Annotated in this window: 17 protein-coding genes; 12 read left to right on the forward strand and 5 right to left on the reverse strand. The window is 61.5% G+C overall.

The features are described 5' to 3' along the window. Positions 1-116: 116 nt before the first annotated feature. Together AC1M7R_RS00940 and AC1M7R_RS00945 are read right to left on the reverse strand one after the other, a co-directional pair. A complete protein-coding gene (locus AC1M7R_RS00940) occupies positions 117-434 on the reverse strand; it encodes a hypothetical protein (RefSeq protein ID WP_072430589.1) in 318 nt (105 codons plus the stop codon). A gap of 44 nt (positions 435-478) precedes the next feature. Next, the gene (locus tag AC1M7R_RS00945; RefSeq protein WP_076406844.1) at positions 479-1,492 is read right to left on the reverse strand and encodes a hypothetical protein; all 1,014 of its coding nucleotides are present in this window, start codon (positions 1,490-1,492) and stop codon (positions 479-481) included. A gap of 35 nt (positions 1,493-1,527) precedes the next feature. Here AC1M7R_RS00945 and AC1M7R_RS00950 point away from each other — a divergent pair, with 35 nt between their 5' ends. The 3 genes from AC1M7R_RS00950 (at position 1,528) to ada (ending at position 4,088) form a co-directional block, all read left to right on the forward strand. Continuing rightward, a complete protein-coding gene (locus AC1M7R_RS00950) occupies positions 1,528-2,259 on the forward strand; it encodes a 2OG-Fe(II) oxygenase (RefSeq protein WP_076406843.1) in 732 nt (243 codons plus the stop codon). Next, positions 2,246-2,926, forward strand: a complete 681-nt coding sequence (alkB, locus tag AC1M7R_RS00955) for a DNA oxidative demethylase AlkB (RefSeq protein ID WP_371128584.1) — start codon at positions 2,246-2,248, stop codon at positions 2,924-2,926. The genes AC1M7R_RS00950 and alkB overlap by 14 nt, the downstream gene beginning before the upstream one ends. 88 nt (positions 2,927-3,014) lie before the next feature. Beyond that, complete coding sequence (gene ada / locus AC1M7R_RS00960) at positions 3,015-4,088, forward strand: bifunctional DNA-binding transcriptional regulator/O6-methylguanine-DNA methyltransferase Ada (RefSeq protein ID WP_072430592.1); 1,074 nt, start codon at positions 3,015-3,017, stop codon at positions 4,086-4,088. Here the strand turns inward: ada and AC1M7R_RS00965 are convergent. Continuing rightward, positions 4,052-4,540, reverse strand: a complete 489-nt coding sequence (locus tag AC1M7R_RS00965) for a GyrI-like domain-containing protein (RefSeq protein WP_072399053.1) — start codon at positions 4,538-4,540, stop codon at positions 4,052-4,054. The two genes, ada and AC1M7R_RS00965, sit on opposite strands and share 37 nt — an antisense overlap. Positions 4,541-4,687: 147 nt before the next feature. Here AC1M7R_RS00965 and AC1M7R_RS00970 point away from each other — a divergent pair, with 147 nt between their 5' ends. The 8 genes from AC1M7R_RS00970 (at position 4,688) to AC1M7R_RS01005 (ending at position 10,943) form a co-directional block, all read left to right on the forward strand. Beyond that, on the forward strand, positions 4,688-5,761 hold the full coding sequence (locus AC1M7R_RS00970) for an NAD(P)H-dependent flavin oxidoreductase (RefSeq protein WP_072399055.1): 1,074 nt from the start codon (positions 4,688-4,690) through the stop codon (positions 5,759-5,761). 152 nt (positions 5,762-5,913) lie between these two features. Beyond that, positions 5,914-6,666 carry a molybdate ABC transporter substrate-binding protein gene (modA, locus tag AC1M7R_RS00975; protein ID WP_092179961.1) on the forward strand — a complete coding sequence of 251 codons (753 nt, stop codon included), beginning with the start codon at positions 5,914-5,916 and terminating at the stop codon, positions 6,664-6,666. Continuing rightward, a complete protein-coding gene (gene modB / locus AC1M7R_RS00980) occupies positions 6,667-7,347 on the forward strand; it encodes a molybdate ABC transporter permease subunit (RefSeq protein ID WP_072399059.1) in 681 nt (226 codons plus the stop codon). A gap of 3 nt (positions 7,348-7,350) precedes the next feature. Further along, a complete protein-coding gene (gene modC, locus AC1M7R_RS00985) occupies positions 7,351-8,430 on the forward strand; it encodes a molybdenum ABC transporter ATP-binding protein (protein ID WP_076406840.1) in 1,080 nt (359 codons plus the stop codon). Between the two features lie 103 nt (positions 8,431-8,533). Continuing rightward, complete coding sequence (locus AC1M7R_RS00990) at positions 8,534-9,571, forward strand: DNA topoisomerase IB (protein WP_072399062.1); 1,038 nt, start codon at positions 8,534-8,536, stop codon at positions 9,569-9,571. A gap of 136 nt (positions 9,572-9,707) precedes the next feature. Beyond that, complete coding sequence (locus AC1M7R_RS00995) at positions 9,708-10,271, forward strand: ATP-dependent Clp protease proteolytic subunit (RefSeq protein WP_072399064.1); 564 nt, start codon at positions 9,708-9,710, stop codon at positions 10,269-10,271. Positions 10,272-10,475: 204 nt separating this feature from the next. After that, positions 10,476-10,655: a con-10 family general stress protein gene (locus tag AC1M7R_RS01000; protein ID WP_003182983.1), complete on the forward strand. Its 180-nt coding sequence runs from the start codon at positions 10,476-10,478 to the stop codon at positions 10,653-10,655. A gap of 60 nt (positions 10,656-10,715) precedes the next feature. Beyond that, positions 10,716-10,943: a hypothetical protein gene (locus tag AC1M7R_RS01005; protein ID WP_072399066.1), complete on the forward strand. Its 228-nt coding sequence runs from the start codon at positions 10,716-10,718 to the stop codon at positions 10,941-10,943. Between the two features lie 184 nt (positions 10,944-11,127). Here AC1M7R_RS01005 and AC1M7R_RS01010 read toward each other — a convergent pair whose 3' ends face one another. Continuing rightward, entirely contained in the window at positions 11,128-11,874 is a 747-nt protein-coding gene (locus AC1M7R_RS01010) for an OBAP family protein (RefSeq protein ID WP_072399068.1), read from the reverse strand. 257 nt (positions 11,875-12,131) lie between these two features. On the opposite strand from AC1M7R_RS01010, the gene arsH reads away from it, so the two are divergent. Next, a complete protein-coding gene (gene arsH, locus AC1M7R_RS01015) occupies positions 12,132-12,827 on the forward strand; it encodes an arsenical resistance protein ArsH (RefSeq protein ID WP_490610164.1) in 696 nt (231 codons plus the stop codon). On the opposite strand, the gene AC1M7R_RS01020 is transcribed toward arsH, so the two are convergent. Further along, positions 12,812-13,345, reverse strand: a complete 534-nt coding sequence (locus AC1M7R_RS01020) for a DUF3087 family protein (protein ID WP_072399072.1) — start codon at positions 13,343-13,345, stop codon at positions 12,812-12,814. The two genes, arsH and AC1M7R_RS01020, sit on opposite strands and share 16 nt — an antisense overlap. Positions 13,346-13,559 lie beyond the last annotated feature (214 nt).

Below are 13,559 nucleotides of genomic sequence, written 5' to 3' on the forward strand. Positions count from 1 at the left end.
GCAAAAGGGCTGGCTACTGTCAGTACTGACAGGTAAGCAGAGGACAAGACGAACGGCCTGGTCGGCTGACGAGAAACGGAACCCATCAGTCCGAATGAAACGAGGGTCCTATCTAGTCACGCACCGTCGCTTTTGCTCCCCTGCTCTGCGGCAACGTCAATGTTTACCGGCATATCTGCACGGGCTGCAACATGCTGTACGGCAGGGTAATGGGTACTCTTAAGTTCGACCCCCGTTGTGCCAGCCAGATTTTTTACATATCCATACTTGTCATCGACATGGCCACGCCTGGCCCGATACCACGTATCAGGCCATCCCAAGATATCGGATAAATGGCCTTCAGGCCGATAATTGGCGATCAGGATATCGTACGCCGCTTCTTCGAGAACACCTCCCTGCCCCCAGGTGACGCCTGCCAGAAGAACGACCGGCATGACCCAGAAACAGTTCACAGAATTGACCAAGCCTTCGATCAGTCCTACATAGACCCCTTCCCTGTGATAAGAGGAAACGTGCGCCCACCGAGCCCCCATCCGTATATGGATAGATAGGGAACAAGCCTTAATGAGCAAAAACACATGCAAAAGGCATCATGGGGAAACCCGGTATAGGCCTCGGGCGGAATGGCGTATTGATACTTGGTACCGGCTTCGTACGGAATAGATTGCTGTAGGTCGTACAAAGGAATCAATAAATCGCCGTCCATTCGAAAGATCCCCCAGGAACAACCGATCCTTTGATAAGGCTGGCCATTTTCTATAGCAGCAAGATTGACTGTCAGCCCATGTGGATATGCAGACACATCCAGGCCTTCATCTGTCACGCCCTCGATAACCGGATGAGAATAAACAAGGCGCTTGGTCACATTCACCAAGCGATACGGTAAGAATGTGATGTCTGCGTTATCCAAATGTACCGTATAGCTGACGTTGACTTGACGCCCCTCGAAGATACGGAGCGTTTCATTCGGAATAACGATATGCAGCCTTTCAGGCCAGATGATTCCAACAGGAGTTGTAGAAACATTATCACCAGGGTCATCTACTGCGCGCCATTGAACGCTCACCCGTGCGGTCTTCGGCAGATCGCCCGTTTCTATCTGCATTTCAATGTAAGCGTCCGAATATATATTCTCTGCGGGCAAATAAGTACCCCAGGGTGGCACATCCCGCACCTCTTCCACCGAGGCGGGATTATTGCCCAAGAATATCGTGGGCTCACGAAGCCGTTCCAGAGACGCTGTTGGATTTTCAATGCTCAGATCATACAGTTTCAATTGAAAGTCAGAGGTAAATCTGAGCATACCTGGTGGATGGATGAAGGTTTTCCGGCTCATCATGTTATGCCTCAGGACGGGGAGGTCATGAAGAATCATGACCACTGACTCTGGACATTTGAGCACTGCGCAATCACGCCGGATACTGTCAGAGACGACAGGTGCGGTCACAGATTCAACCGCAAGCTGCGGAGTGTCCGCCTTAAGATCGTCCACCAGACTTACAATCCTTTGCGCTCTGGTTAATCATTATGTTCGATTCCCCCATCCCCCACTTCTCGCCGCCCCCCACTCTGCGCATTGCTGACTGGCCATCTCTTGAGCGCAGTCTCGACCAGGACGGCAGCACAATCATTCGCAACCTGTTATCCGTCCCGCAATGTCGATTGCTGAGCAGCCTCTATGCTGAACCCGGGCGCTTTCGCTCAAAAGTGATCATGGCCCGCCACGGTTTCGGACGCGGTGAATATCAGTATTTCCGCTATCCGTTGCCCGACCTCGTCCAGCAACTGCGTGAGGCGTTGTATCCGAGGCTGGTGCCCCTGGCGAACCGCTGGAATGCCTGCATGGGCATCGAAGCGCGATACCCCGACCGGCATGCCGATTTCATCCAGCGCTGCCATGCCGCCGGACAGCTGCGACCTACCCCGCTGTTGCTGCAATACGGCCCGCAGGACTACAACTGCCTGCACCAGGACCTGTACGGCGAGCAGGTGTTCCCGTTGCAGGTGGCGATCCTGCTGTCGGCACCGGGCCAGGACTTTACCGGCGGCGAGTTCGTGCTGACCGAACAACGCCCGCGTATGCAATCGCGCCCCCAGGTCATCGATCTGAAACAGGGCGATGCGGTGGTGTTCGCCGTGCATCAGCGGCCCATCAAGGGCGTTCGCGGGTATTATCGGGTGAACATGCGCCATGGCGTCAGCCGCGTGAACGACGGCAGGCGACACACCTTGGGAATCATTTTTCATGATGCGCAATGACGATACCCCGATCACGCTGGACCTGTTCGCCGGCCAGACACCGACAACACCCGGTCAGGTCGAGCGGATCGGCGAGCAATCGTTCGTGCTGCGTGGCTTTGCCCTGCCCTGGCTCGACCGCTTGCTGCCGGCCCTGGAAGCGATCCTGCAGGCCGCGCCGTTCCGGCAGATGGTCACGCCCGGCGGCTTTACCATGTCAGTGGCCTTGAGCAGTTGTGGCGCCCTGGGCTGGACCACCGACCGCAGCGGCTACCGCTACAGCGCCACTGATCCACAGACCGGCCACCCCTGGCCCGACATGCCAGCGGCGTTTCGCGAACTGGCCCAGGCCGCCGCCCGGCAGGCAGGGTTCGAACATTTCGAGCCGGACTCCTGCCTGATCAACCGCTACGTACCCGGCGCGCGGATGTCGTTGCATCAAGACAAGAACGAGCGCTCCCTGACCGCCCCCATCGTCTCGATGTCCCTGGGCTTGCCGGCGATGTTCCAGTTCGGCGGGTTCGAACGCAGCGACAGGAGCCTGCGCATCCCCCTGTTCCATGGCGATATCGTGGTCTGGGGTGGCGTGGACCGGTTGCGTTACCACGGCGTATTGCCGCTCAAGGCTGGAGAGCATCCGCGCCTGGGCGCCCAGCGCATCAACCTGACGTTCCGCACCGCCGGATGAAGGTGCGCAATTCAACCGCAAGACCCGGAGTGTCGCCCGATCACAGGCTCGCTACCGTAGGCAAAACGGGCCAATGGACATACCGACCATGAACGACACTTCCAATACCCTCGCCCCTGAACTGGACCCACGCTGGGCCGCCGTGCTCGCCCGGGATCCGCGCGCCGACGGGCAATTTGTCTATGGCGTGAAAACCACCGGCATCTATTGCCACCCCAGCAGCCTGTCGCGCCTGCCCAATCCACGTAACGTAGAATTCTTCGACACGCCGGAACAGGCCCAGGCCGCCGGTTACCGTCCCAGCAAGCGCCTGGCCAGGGACCAGACCCAGATTGCCGCCCAGCAAGCGGCCAGGGTCGCGGCCGCCTGCCGACAGATCGAGCAGGCCGAAGAACTGCCTGGCCTGAACGAACTGGCACACGGCGCAGGCCTGAGCCCCTTTCACTTTCATCGGGTCTTCAAGGCCGTGACCGGCCTGACCCCCAAGGCGTATGCCGCCGCTCACCGTTCACGCAAGGTACGCGAACGCCTGGCCGAGGGCGGCAGTATCACCGAAGCGCTGTACGACGCCGGTTTCAATTCCAACAGCCGCTTTTATGAAGCCGCCGACAAGGTCCTGGGCATGAAGCCCACCGACTACCGCGCCGCCGGGCAGAACACCGACATCCGTTTCGCCGTCGGCCAATGCTCCCTTGGCTCGATCCTGGTGGCGCAAAGTGAACGTGGCGTGTGCGCGATCCTGTTGGGGGACGACCCCGACGCGCTGGTGCGGGATCTGCAGGACAAGTTCCGCCGCGCCAACCTCATCGGTGCCGACCGGGCGTTCGAGCAGTTGGTCGCGCAGGTGGTGGGCTTCGTCGAAGCCCCGGCCCTGGGCCTGGACTTGCCGCTGGACCTGCGCGGTACGGCGTTCCAGGAACGGGTCTGGCAAGCCTTGCGGGACATCCCGGTGGGCAGTACCGCCAGCTACGCCGAGATCGCCCAGCGCATCGGCCACCCCAAGGCCGTACGCGCCGTGGCCCAGGCCTGTGGCGCCAACAGCCTGGCGGTGGCGATCCCTTGCCACCGGGTGGTGCGCAGCGACGGCGACCTGTCGGGCTATCGCTGGGGCGTGGAACGCAAGCGTCAGTTGCTGGCGCTGGAGCGCTCGGCCGGGGACTGAACACCGATGTAGATCGCCACCGAATCGGGGCCGCTATACACCTCGAAATCGGTGGCGAAACGACGCAGCGTCTGCGGATTGTCCGCGAAGTACGCCCAGATCAGCCCCCAGGTCTGGATCACGCAGTCGGGCATGGGTCCCTGGGCGGAAAACACCAGGTAGTCACCGCCCTCGATCGCCACGGCGGGAAAACCGGCACTCGTGGCGTCGACCTGTACGCCGGCCGTCACATCGAAATACCCGGTCGCGTCTGACTCGTAGTTGGAATACACCCCATAGACGAACGACTCCGACAGCCTGGCCGGGATCCTGTCGAACAACCCCTCGTTGAAAAATTGCTGCCACATCGGGCCGATCCGCGCCGTATCGGGTCGTTCCTCATCGGCGTTGCGGGTGTGCACCTGCAAACCGGCCACGGTGAACGGTTCGACGACCTTGAGTTTTACGTCCATGGTTAAGGCTCCCTTTTCGGTGAAGCAGGCATGGTAACCCGCCCTCTCCAAGGATCAAGCGGCCGTCTTCGATTGAAAAACTCGACTGGCCCTGGCCGGGCCGCACCTGCTAAAAGGCTGTTTCCTTCCGCCACCGGAGCCCCGCACATGAACTCATGGCCAGACACGCGCATCCTTGACCTGCTCGGTATCGAGCTGCCCATCATCCAGGGGCCGCTGGCCGGCGTGACCGGACCGGCCATGGTGGTCGCCACCTGCAATGCCGGTGGGCTGGGTTCGATGCCGGCGGCGATGCTGGATGTCGAGCAACTGCGCCAGGCCTTGACCACCATCGGCGAACAGACCGACAAGCCGTTCAACGTGAATTTTTTCTGTCACCAGCCACCGCAGTTCGATGAGCAGCGGGCCGAGGCCTGGAAGCAGCGACTCAAGCCTTACTACGAGGAACTGGGCGCCGATTTCGCGGCGCCGACGCCTGTTTCCAACCGCACGCCGTTCGATGATGCAGCCTGCCGGGTGCTGGAAGAAATGCGGCCCAAGGTGGTCAGCTTCCACTTCGGCCTGCCGGAAAAATCCCTGCTGGACCGGGTAAAGGCCACCGGCGCGAAAATCCTCTCTTCGGCGACCACCGTCGAGGAAGCCATCTGGCTGGAACAGCACGGGTGTGACGCAATCATCGCCATGGGCTACGAGGCCGGCGGCCATCGCGGCATGTTCCTCAGTGACGATCTCAATACCCAGGTCGGGCTGTTCGCCCTGTTGCCCCAGGTGGTGGATGCGGTGAAGGTACCGGTGATCGCAACGGGCGGTATCGGCGATGCCCGGGGGATCGTCGCGGCGTTCGCCCTGGGCGCCTCGGCAGTGCAACTGGGCAGCGCCTACCTGTTCACACCCGAGGCCAAGATCAGCGCCTCCCATCACCGTGCGCTGCGCACGGCCAGGGAAAGCCAGACCGCCGTCACCAACCTGTTCACCGGTCGTCCGGCCCGGGGCATCGTCAACCGGGTCATGCGTGAAGTGGGCCCGATGAGCCCGATGGCACCGGCCTTTCCCCTGGCGGGCGGCGCGTTGATGCCGCTGCGCGCCAAGGATGAAGCAGACTTCAGCAACCTCTGGGCCGGCCAGGCGTTTCCCATGGGGCGCGAGTTGCCAAGCGCCGAACTGACCCGGCGCCTGGCCGAGGAAGCACTAGCGTTGCTCAGTGCCAGGGGCCGGGCCTGAAGCGGCTGGTGGCCGACTGTTCACGAGAGCGGCAGCCCTTGCATCCTCGCTGCCGCTGATCCCGACAATATGCCGCGTTCCGTTTGCCAGCCGTTCGCTATATATTCCGCTATATAGCGAAATAGCGAACCTGCCCCTACGGAGCCATCTCCATGCACCTGAACCACCTTGCAGCGCTGCTGCTCACCACGCTCTGCACCGTTGCTACCGTCGAGGCGGCCGAGGTGCAGGTGGCGGTGGCGTCCAATTTCACCGCGCCGCTCCAGGCCATCGCCGCCGACTTCGAGAAAGCCACCGGCCATAAGGTGGTCGCGGCCTACGGCGCCACCGGGCAGTTCTACACCCAGATCAAGAACGGCGCACCGTTCGAAGTTTTCCTCGCCGCCGACGACAGCGCCCCGGCCAGGCTCGAAACCGAAGGCGACACGGTCAAGGGCTCGCGCTTCACCTACGCCATCGGAACACTGGCCCTGTGGTCGGCCAGGACCGGCTATGTCGATGACAACGGCCAGGCCCTCAAGGACAACGCTTTCCGGCACCTGTCCATCGCCAACCCGAAAGCCGCGCCCTACGGCCTGGCTGCGACCCAGGTGCTGGACAGGCTGGGGCTGGCCACGCAGGTCAAGGACAAGATCGTCGAAGGCCAGAACATCACCCAGGCCTACCAGTTCGTGTCCACCGGCAACGCCGAGCTCGGCTTCGTGGCCTTGTCCCAGGTCTACAAGGACGGCAAGCTCACCAGCGGTTCGGCATGGATCGTTCCGGCCCGGTTGCATGATCCCATCAAGCAGGACGCGGTCATCCTCGGCAAGGGCCGGGACAACCCTGCCGCCACGGCCTTGATGGACTATCTCAAGGGGCCGCAAGCCGCCGCCATCCTCCAGGCCTACGGTTATCAACGCTAAATGCCACTGGACAATGCCGACTACGCCGCCATCTGGCTGACCCTCCAACTGGCCTCAGTGACCACGGTGATCCTGCTGCTCATCGGCACGCCCATCGCTTTGTGGCTATCGCGTACCCGTTCCTGGCTACGCGGACCGGTGGGAGCCGTGGTGGCCCTGCCGCTGGTGCTGCCCCCCACGGTCATCGGCTTCTATCTATTGCTGGCGATGGGGCCGAATGGCTGGCTTGGCCAGCTCACCCAGGCCCTCGGCCTGGGCACCTTCACCTTCAGCTTCACCGGGCTGGTGATCGGTTCGGTGATCTATTCCATGCCGTTCGTGGTGCAACCGCTACAAAATGCCTTCGCCGCCATCGGCAGCCGTCCGCTGGAGGTCGCCGCCACCCTGCGCGCCGGCCCCTGGGATACCTTCTTCAGCGTCATCCTGCCCCTGGCCCGGCCGGGCTTCATCACCGCCGCCATTCTCGGTTTCGCCCACACTGTAGGCGAATTCGGCGTGGTGCTGATGATCGGCGGCAACATTCCGGAAAAGACCCGGGTGGTGTCAGTGCAGATCTACGACCATGTCGAAGCCTTGGAGTACGCCCAGGCTCACTGGCTGGCGGCGGCGATGCTGGTGTTCTCTTTCGTTGTGCTGCTGGCGCTGTATTCCAGTCGCAGAGCCCGGACCGGCTGGAGCTGATCGATGATTCAAGCGCGTTTTCAGCTCGACCGCGGGGACTTTTCCTTCGATCTGGATGTGCAGTTGCCGGGCCGTGGCGTGACGGCGCTGTACGGTCAGTCCGGTTCCGGCAAGACCACCTGCCTGCGTTGCATCGCAGGGCTGGAGCGGCCGGCACGGGGCTTTATCGAGGTCAATGGCCAGGTCTGGCAAGACACCGATCGCGGCGTGTTCGTGCCGCCCCATCAACGGGCGCTGGGGTATGTGTTCCAGGAGGCCAGCCTGTTCGCCCATCTGTCTGTAAGGGCCAACCTGACGTTCGGCCTCAAGCGGATCGCGCCGGCACAGCGCAAGGTGGGCATGGACCAGGCGACCGAACTGCTGGGCATCGGGCACCTGCTGGATCGGCGCCCGCAGCACTTGTCCGGAGGCGAACGCCAGCGGGTGGGCATCGCCCGGGCCTTGCTGACCAGCCCACGCCTGTTGCTGATGGATGAGCCTCTGGCCTCGCTCGATAGCCGGCGCAAGAACGAGATCCTGCCTTATCTGCAAAGGCTTCATGACGAACTGGACATCCCGCTGCTGTATGTCAGCCATTCCCAGGACGAAGTCGCGCGTCTGGCCGACCATATCGTGTTGCTGGACGCCGGTCGTGCCCTGGCCAGCGGGCCCATCGGCGAAACCCTGGCGCGGCTCGACCTGCCTCTGGCCCTGGGGGATGACGCCGGCGTGGTGATCCAGGGCGAAGTCAGCGGCTACGATGCCGACTATCAACTGCTCAGTCTGACCCTGCCCGACAGCCAGCTGGACGTTCGCGTGGCCCACACGCCGCTGGCCCCGGGCCAGGCGCTGCGCTTCAAGGTTCAGGCCCGGGATGTGAGCCTCAGCCTGGCCAACGATACCCAGACCAGCATCCTCAACCGCCTGCCGGTCACAGTGGTCAGCGAACTGGCCGCCGACAACGCCGCCCATGTGCTCATTCGCCTGGAAGCCGCCGGCACGCCATTGCTGGCGCGCATCACGCGTTACTCTCGCGACCAGTTGCAGCTGCATCCCGGGCAACAACTGTGGGCCCAGATCAAGGCGGTAGCGGTACTGGCCTAGGCCGGGAATTTCAGCGGGGCGGGGGCATCAGAATTCTGGCACGACCGCAACGAGCTGCGGTCAATGACTTCACAGGCCACCGGATTCGCCAAGGATTTCCTTCATGCCCGACACCCTGCCACCCGCTTTGCCGGCCGACCTGCATTATGTCGACGACACCACCACGCCGGGCATCACCCGCCGAAAACTGCGGGGCAAGTTCTGTTATTTCGATCCCCAGGGCCAACGCATCACGGACGCCGCCGAGATCCAGCGTCTCAATGCCCTGGCGGTGCCGCCGGCCTACACCGATGTGTGGATCTGCCCCGACCCGCGCGGCCATCTCCAGGCGACCGGTCGCGATGCTCGCGGGCGCAAGCAGTACCGCTACCATGCCCGCTGGCGCGAAGTGCGCGATGCGGACAAATATTCCCGGATGCTGGAGTTCGGACGCACCCTGCCCCGCCTGCGCAAACGCCTGGAGGCGATCCTGGCGACACCCGGCTTCAGCCGCGACAAGGTCATGGCCACGGTCATTACCCTGCTGGACGTAACGCTGATCCGCGTCGGCAACACCCAGTACGCCCGGGACAACCGTTCCTATGGCCTGACCACCCTGCGCAGCAAGCATGTCGAGGTCAACGGCAGCGCCATCGCCTTCCAGTTCCGAGGCAAAAGCGGCGTCGAACACCAGATCACCGTAAAGGACCGTCGCCTGGCGCGGATCATCAAGCGCTGCCAGGAAATGCCGGGCCAGAACCTGTTCCAGTACCTGGACGAAAACGGCGAGCGCCACTCCATCAGCTCTTCCGATATCAACGCCTGGCTCAAGACCCTCACCGGCGCCGATTTCACCGCCAAGGACTACCGCACCTGGGCCGGCAGCGCGGCGGCGCTGGCCGGGTTGCGGGCGCTGAGCTGGGAAACCGAGACCGAGGCCAAGCGGCACGTCGCCGAGATGGTCAGGCAGGTCGCCCGGCAACTGGGCAACACGCCGACCGTCTGTCGTAAATGCTATATCCACCCTGCCGTGCTGGAAGGTTTCCTGCTCGGCGCCTTGAGGGACTTGCCCAGACCCCGTGCTCGCAAGGGCCTGAGCGAAGAGGAAGCCGCCCTGGCAATGTATCTGCAGCGCGTGCAGCAAGCCGCCAGCGCCTGCTGACCGAAGCGGCCAAGCCCTGGAAAGGCCTTGAGTGGCCCGCTACAAAAAGAGGAACATCCGACAGCCAGCGGACTCCCAATTGTACGGCGCCACGATCCGCCGACACTTCAACGAATGAAGTCGACAGGAGTTTGAGATGTCCGAACACATTGTCCATTTTCATTGCCAGATCGATCAGGGAACCACGGAACGCTTCCGGGACAATTGCCTTGAAGCCATCGAAAAAGGCGCCGACTCGCTGATGCTCAACCTGTCTACCGTCGGCGGCAGCACCAACTTCGGCTTTACCCTCTACACCTTTATCAAGTCCCTGCCCGTGCCGGTGCGCGCCGTGAATGCCGGCAATATCGAATCGATGGGCATCGTCATGTACCTGGCCGCCAGCGACCGCACCACGACGCCTCACTCACGCTTTCTGATCCACCCCATGAACTGGTATTTCGGTCAGAAATCGGTGGACCATTCGCGCCTGCGCGAATACCTGTCCAGCCTGGATAACGACGTGGCGCGGTACGTGGAAATCTACGTCAAGGAAACCGCCGGCGCCGCCACCCAACTGGATATCTTCAAATGCCTGTGCGCCGAGGAGCGAGTCATTCCGGCAGAGAACTCCCTGGCCTTCGGCATTGCGCACCGGGTCGAGCAGGTGATATTCCCCGTGGAGGCCAAGCATTGGAAAGTCAGTGGCGGCGATGACTGAACCGCCGCAGGACATTGATATCTCCAATGTTTATCGCCACGTATATAAAAACAATCAATCCTGTACAACTTCCAAGCGCAACGGCTGTATAACTTTAATAACCGTTCGTCGCCAGCGAAACGTTTTTTTTAAACTTCCCACGGCGCTTTCCTTTCCCAATTATGCGAGGCAGTTACTCGCTTAACCAAAATGAGGAATCTCGAAATGGCTAATAGCGGAAACAAAAACCCAGGTAACTTCGCAAACGACCGTGAGAAAGCATCCGAAGCCGGCAAGAAAGGCGGACATGCTTCGGGCGGCAACTTTGCCAACGACCGGGAAAAAGCCTCTGAAGCCGGTAGGAAAGGTGGCGAACGCAGCCATGGCGGCGGCAGGAAATCGTAACCCGGAAAACCGTTGGGGCGCAGTCCTGCTGCGCCCTGGCGCTTGACTACCGAGGTCAGCATGGGCAACCACGAACGATTCATCGTCAGCTTCATCGCCAACGGCCAACCCGACAGCCGGGTGCTGGAGGCCGATTCCGAAACCCTGAGCGTCGACGAAGCCGAAGCGCTGCTGCGGATTTCTTTCAGCGAACTCAAAAGCGCCGAACTCAGTGATATCCAAGTTCAGAAAAGAACCAGGCCGACCGAAGAAGAACATGGCGTGCCCGGACATTTCAAACAACCCTGAGCAACTTCCGGTTTTCTTAACAATTCCGATATAACTTTATTACTTTCGTCGCTGGTGCGTTCTGGGCACTGTCCCTTCTATTCATAAGTAGCAGGTTCTGCCTGGAATATATTCAGGCAGAACCTACTGCTCAGACTTTGAACGAAAGTCACCGAGGGACCATCCGACACTTCCCCTACGGAATCTAATGGGCATGTTCCCCCGTGGGACCCTCGATCTGCCAAACCTTTCCATTGCGCCAGGCATCCGCGCCGGGGTCTATCGCCGGAGCGACGATGCCCGCCCGGGCGCGCTTTTTCGCCTCGCTGTCCAGGCCCATTCGGCTGTCACGCTCGCGCACGAGCTGCGGATCGATCTGGCCGTCGGCGGTGAAACCCATCATCAATTGCGGCACGCCGTAAGGCAGGTCCTTGCCATGCCAGGTATGCCAGGTCTTGCCGTAGGTACTCACCAGGTTCTGCATCAGGCGGTTCTCCGCTGCCTGAGCAATACCCGGGGCCACCAGTTGCCCGGATTTCACCTCGTGCACATGGCTATGCCACAGCTGTTTTTCACTGGCCGGCAGGCCCTCGAACAAACGCTTGCTGATGATGTACTCCACCCCCATCAGCTTGGCATCGACCGTATTGCCGTCGAAGATGGCGCACTGGAACACCTCTTCGTTCAACGCCGAGCAGTAGTGATGGGCCTCCATCTGCTCGGACATCCGCCCGTTATAGAAATGAAAGCCATCGAGGTAGGTGTTCAGGGCCTGCAGTGGAGGTTTGTCCTGCAGCATGTCCGCCCCCGCCTCCAGTATCGCGGTGGTCGGTGTCTTCGCGGCACCTGGCACATCCACCGGCGAATGGCTGTTGCCACCGGCACAACCAACAAGCCCCACAGCCGCAGCCCACAGCACAGCCCAGGTTCCGTGCGTCATTCGTCCTGACATGTCGTCTCTCCTTTGCATGACTGTTCATGAGAAAGACGCTGGGTGCCGCGGGTTTGATTTTCCTGATTGTGCAACCGACGAATGGTGGCATCTGGCATGGCCGTCCTACACGGGACCAAAGATATGAAACTTCATATATTCGATTATCCATATATACTCGACACGACCTGCCCTCTAGCCTATCGGGACCGCCAGATGAGGGTTCTTCACTATGCCCGAGAAGGCTCGCATCGGTACCTTTCTGATCCGGAGTTCCCATGACCGACCACCTGCCCAACCTCGATACCGCGCTGTCCCGTCCTATCCCCGGCGCCAGCGATGGCCCTCACAAGCCCCGTACCCTCCTGCTCTACGGCTCCACCCGTCCGCGCTCGTTCAGCCGTCTGCTGGTGCAGGAAGCGGCACGCCTGCTGGAGCATTTCGGCGCCGAAACACGCATTTTCAATCCCTCGGGGCTGCCGTTGCCCGATGACGCTCCCACCAGCCATCCCAAGGTTCAGGAACTGCTGGAGCTGATGACCTGGTCCGAAGGCCAGGTGTGGTGCTCCCCGGAGCGGCATGGTTCGATGTCGGCGGTGTTCAAGGCGCAGATCGACTGGGTGCCCCTGGCCATGGGCGCCGTGCGTCCGACCCAGGGCAAGACGCTGGCGGTGATGCAAGTGTCCGGTGGCTCGCAGTCGTTCAATACGGTCAACCAGCTACGAGTGCTGGGACGCTGGATGCGCATGTTCACCATCCCCAACCAGTCATCGGTGCCCAAGGCATTCCTGGAGTTCGACGAACAGGACCGCATGAAGCCCTCGGCCCTGTATGACCGGGTGGTGGACGTGATGGAGGAACTGGTGAGATTCACCGTGCTGCTGCGTGATCGCCCGGACCTGGTGGACCGTTACTCCGAACGCAAGGAGTCGGCACAGGCGCTGTCGCAGCGGGTCAATCAGCGCTCGCTGTAGCTGCGTTTCACCGCCTCGATCCAGGCCGGGTCCAGGCGCGACTGTTCGGTGTCCAGGCCCAGCGCCTGCATCTGCGCCAGATGCTCGTCGGCCTCCCGGGCCAGTGAGCCCTGGGCGCTGGAGTTGGCGTCCAGCCGATGCATCTGGGCCAGCCCCAGGTGATAGAACCGCAGCAGTTTCATGGCCGCCGGGTCCCGGGCCTGCACACCGGCCGTCACCTGGTGCATCATGTTGGTGACGCTCATCAGGCTGCGCTTGAGCTGCCAGCCATACACCGCGGCGGCCATCCACGGCTGCGACCAGAAATACAGGCGCATCAGCGCTGCCATCGCTAGCATGGCGGCAATGACCCCTGCGAGATTGAAGCGAAAATTATCCCCCCCGGGGGTACCGAACAGCATCACGGCCAGGCTGGACAGCAACATCGCCAGCGCCAGGAACGTCACGGCGACGATGAGGGTGCTGCGGCGGGTCTGCTTTCGGTAAAGCCCCGCATCCCACGGTTTGATCTCGAACATCGCGGCGCAATTTCCTTGTACGGCATCAAAAGAGTCCCGCATTATCGCCTGCCCGGTCGATTTAGCTATGCTGGGGCTCATTTTGCAGTGCAACGGACCCGAAGGATCCGGATCGAAGTCCATGGCGATAGCGCAAGGATCGTGCGATCTTCTTGCGTGGACGTTTTTTACAAGATGCCGTCGTTGTGTGCATGGCATCGTTTTCAAGGAAAGC

The organism is Pseudomonas sp. MS01C9, from assembly GCF_058202755.1.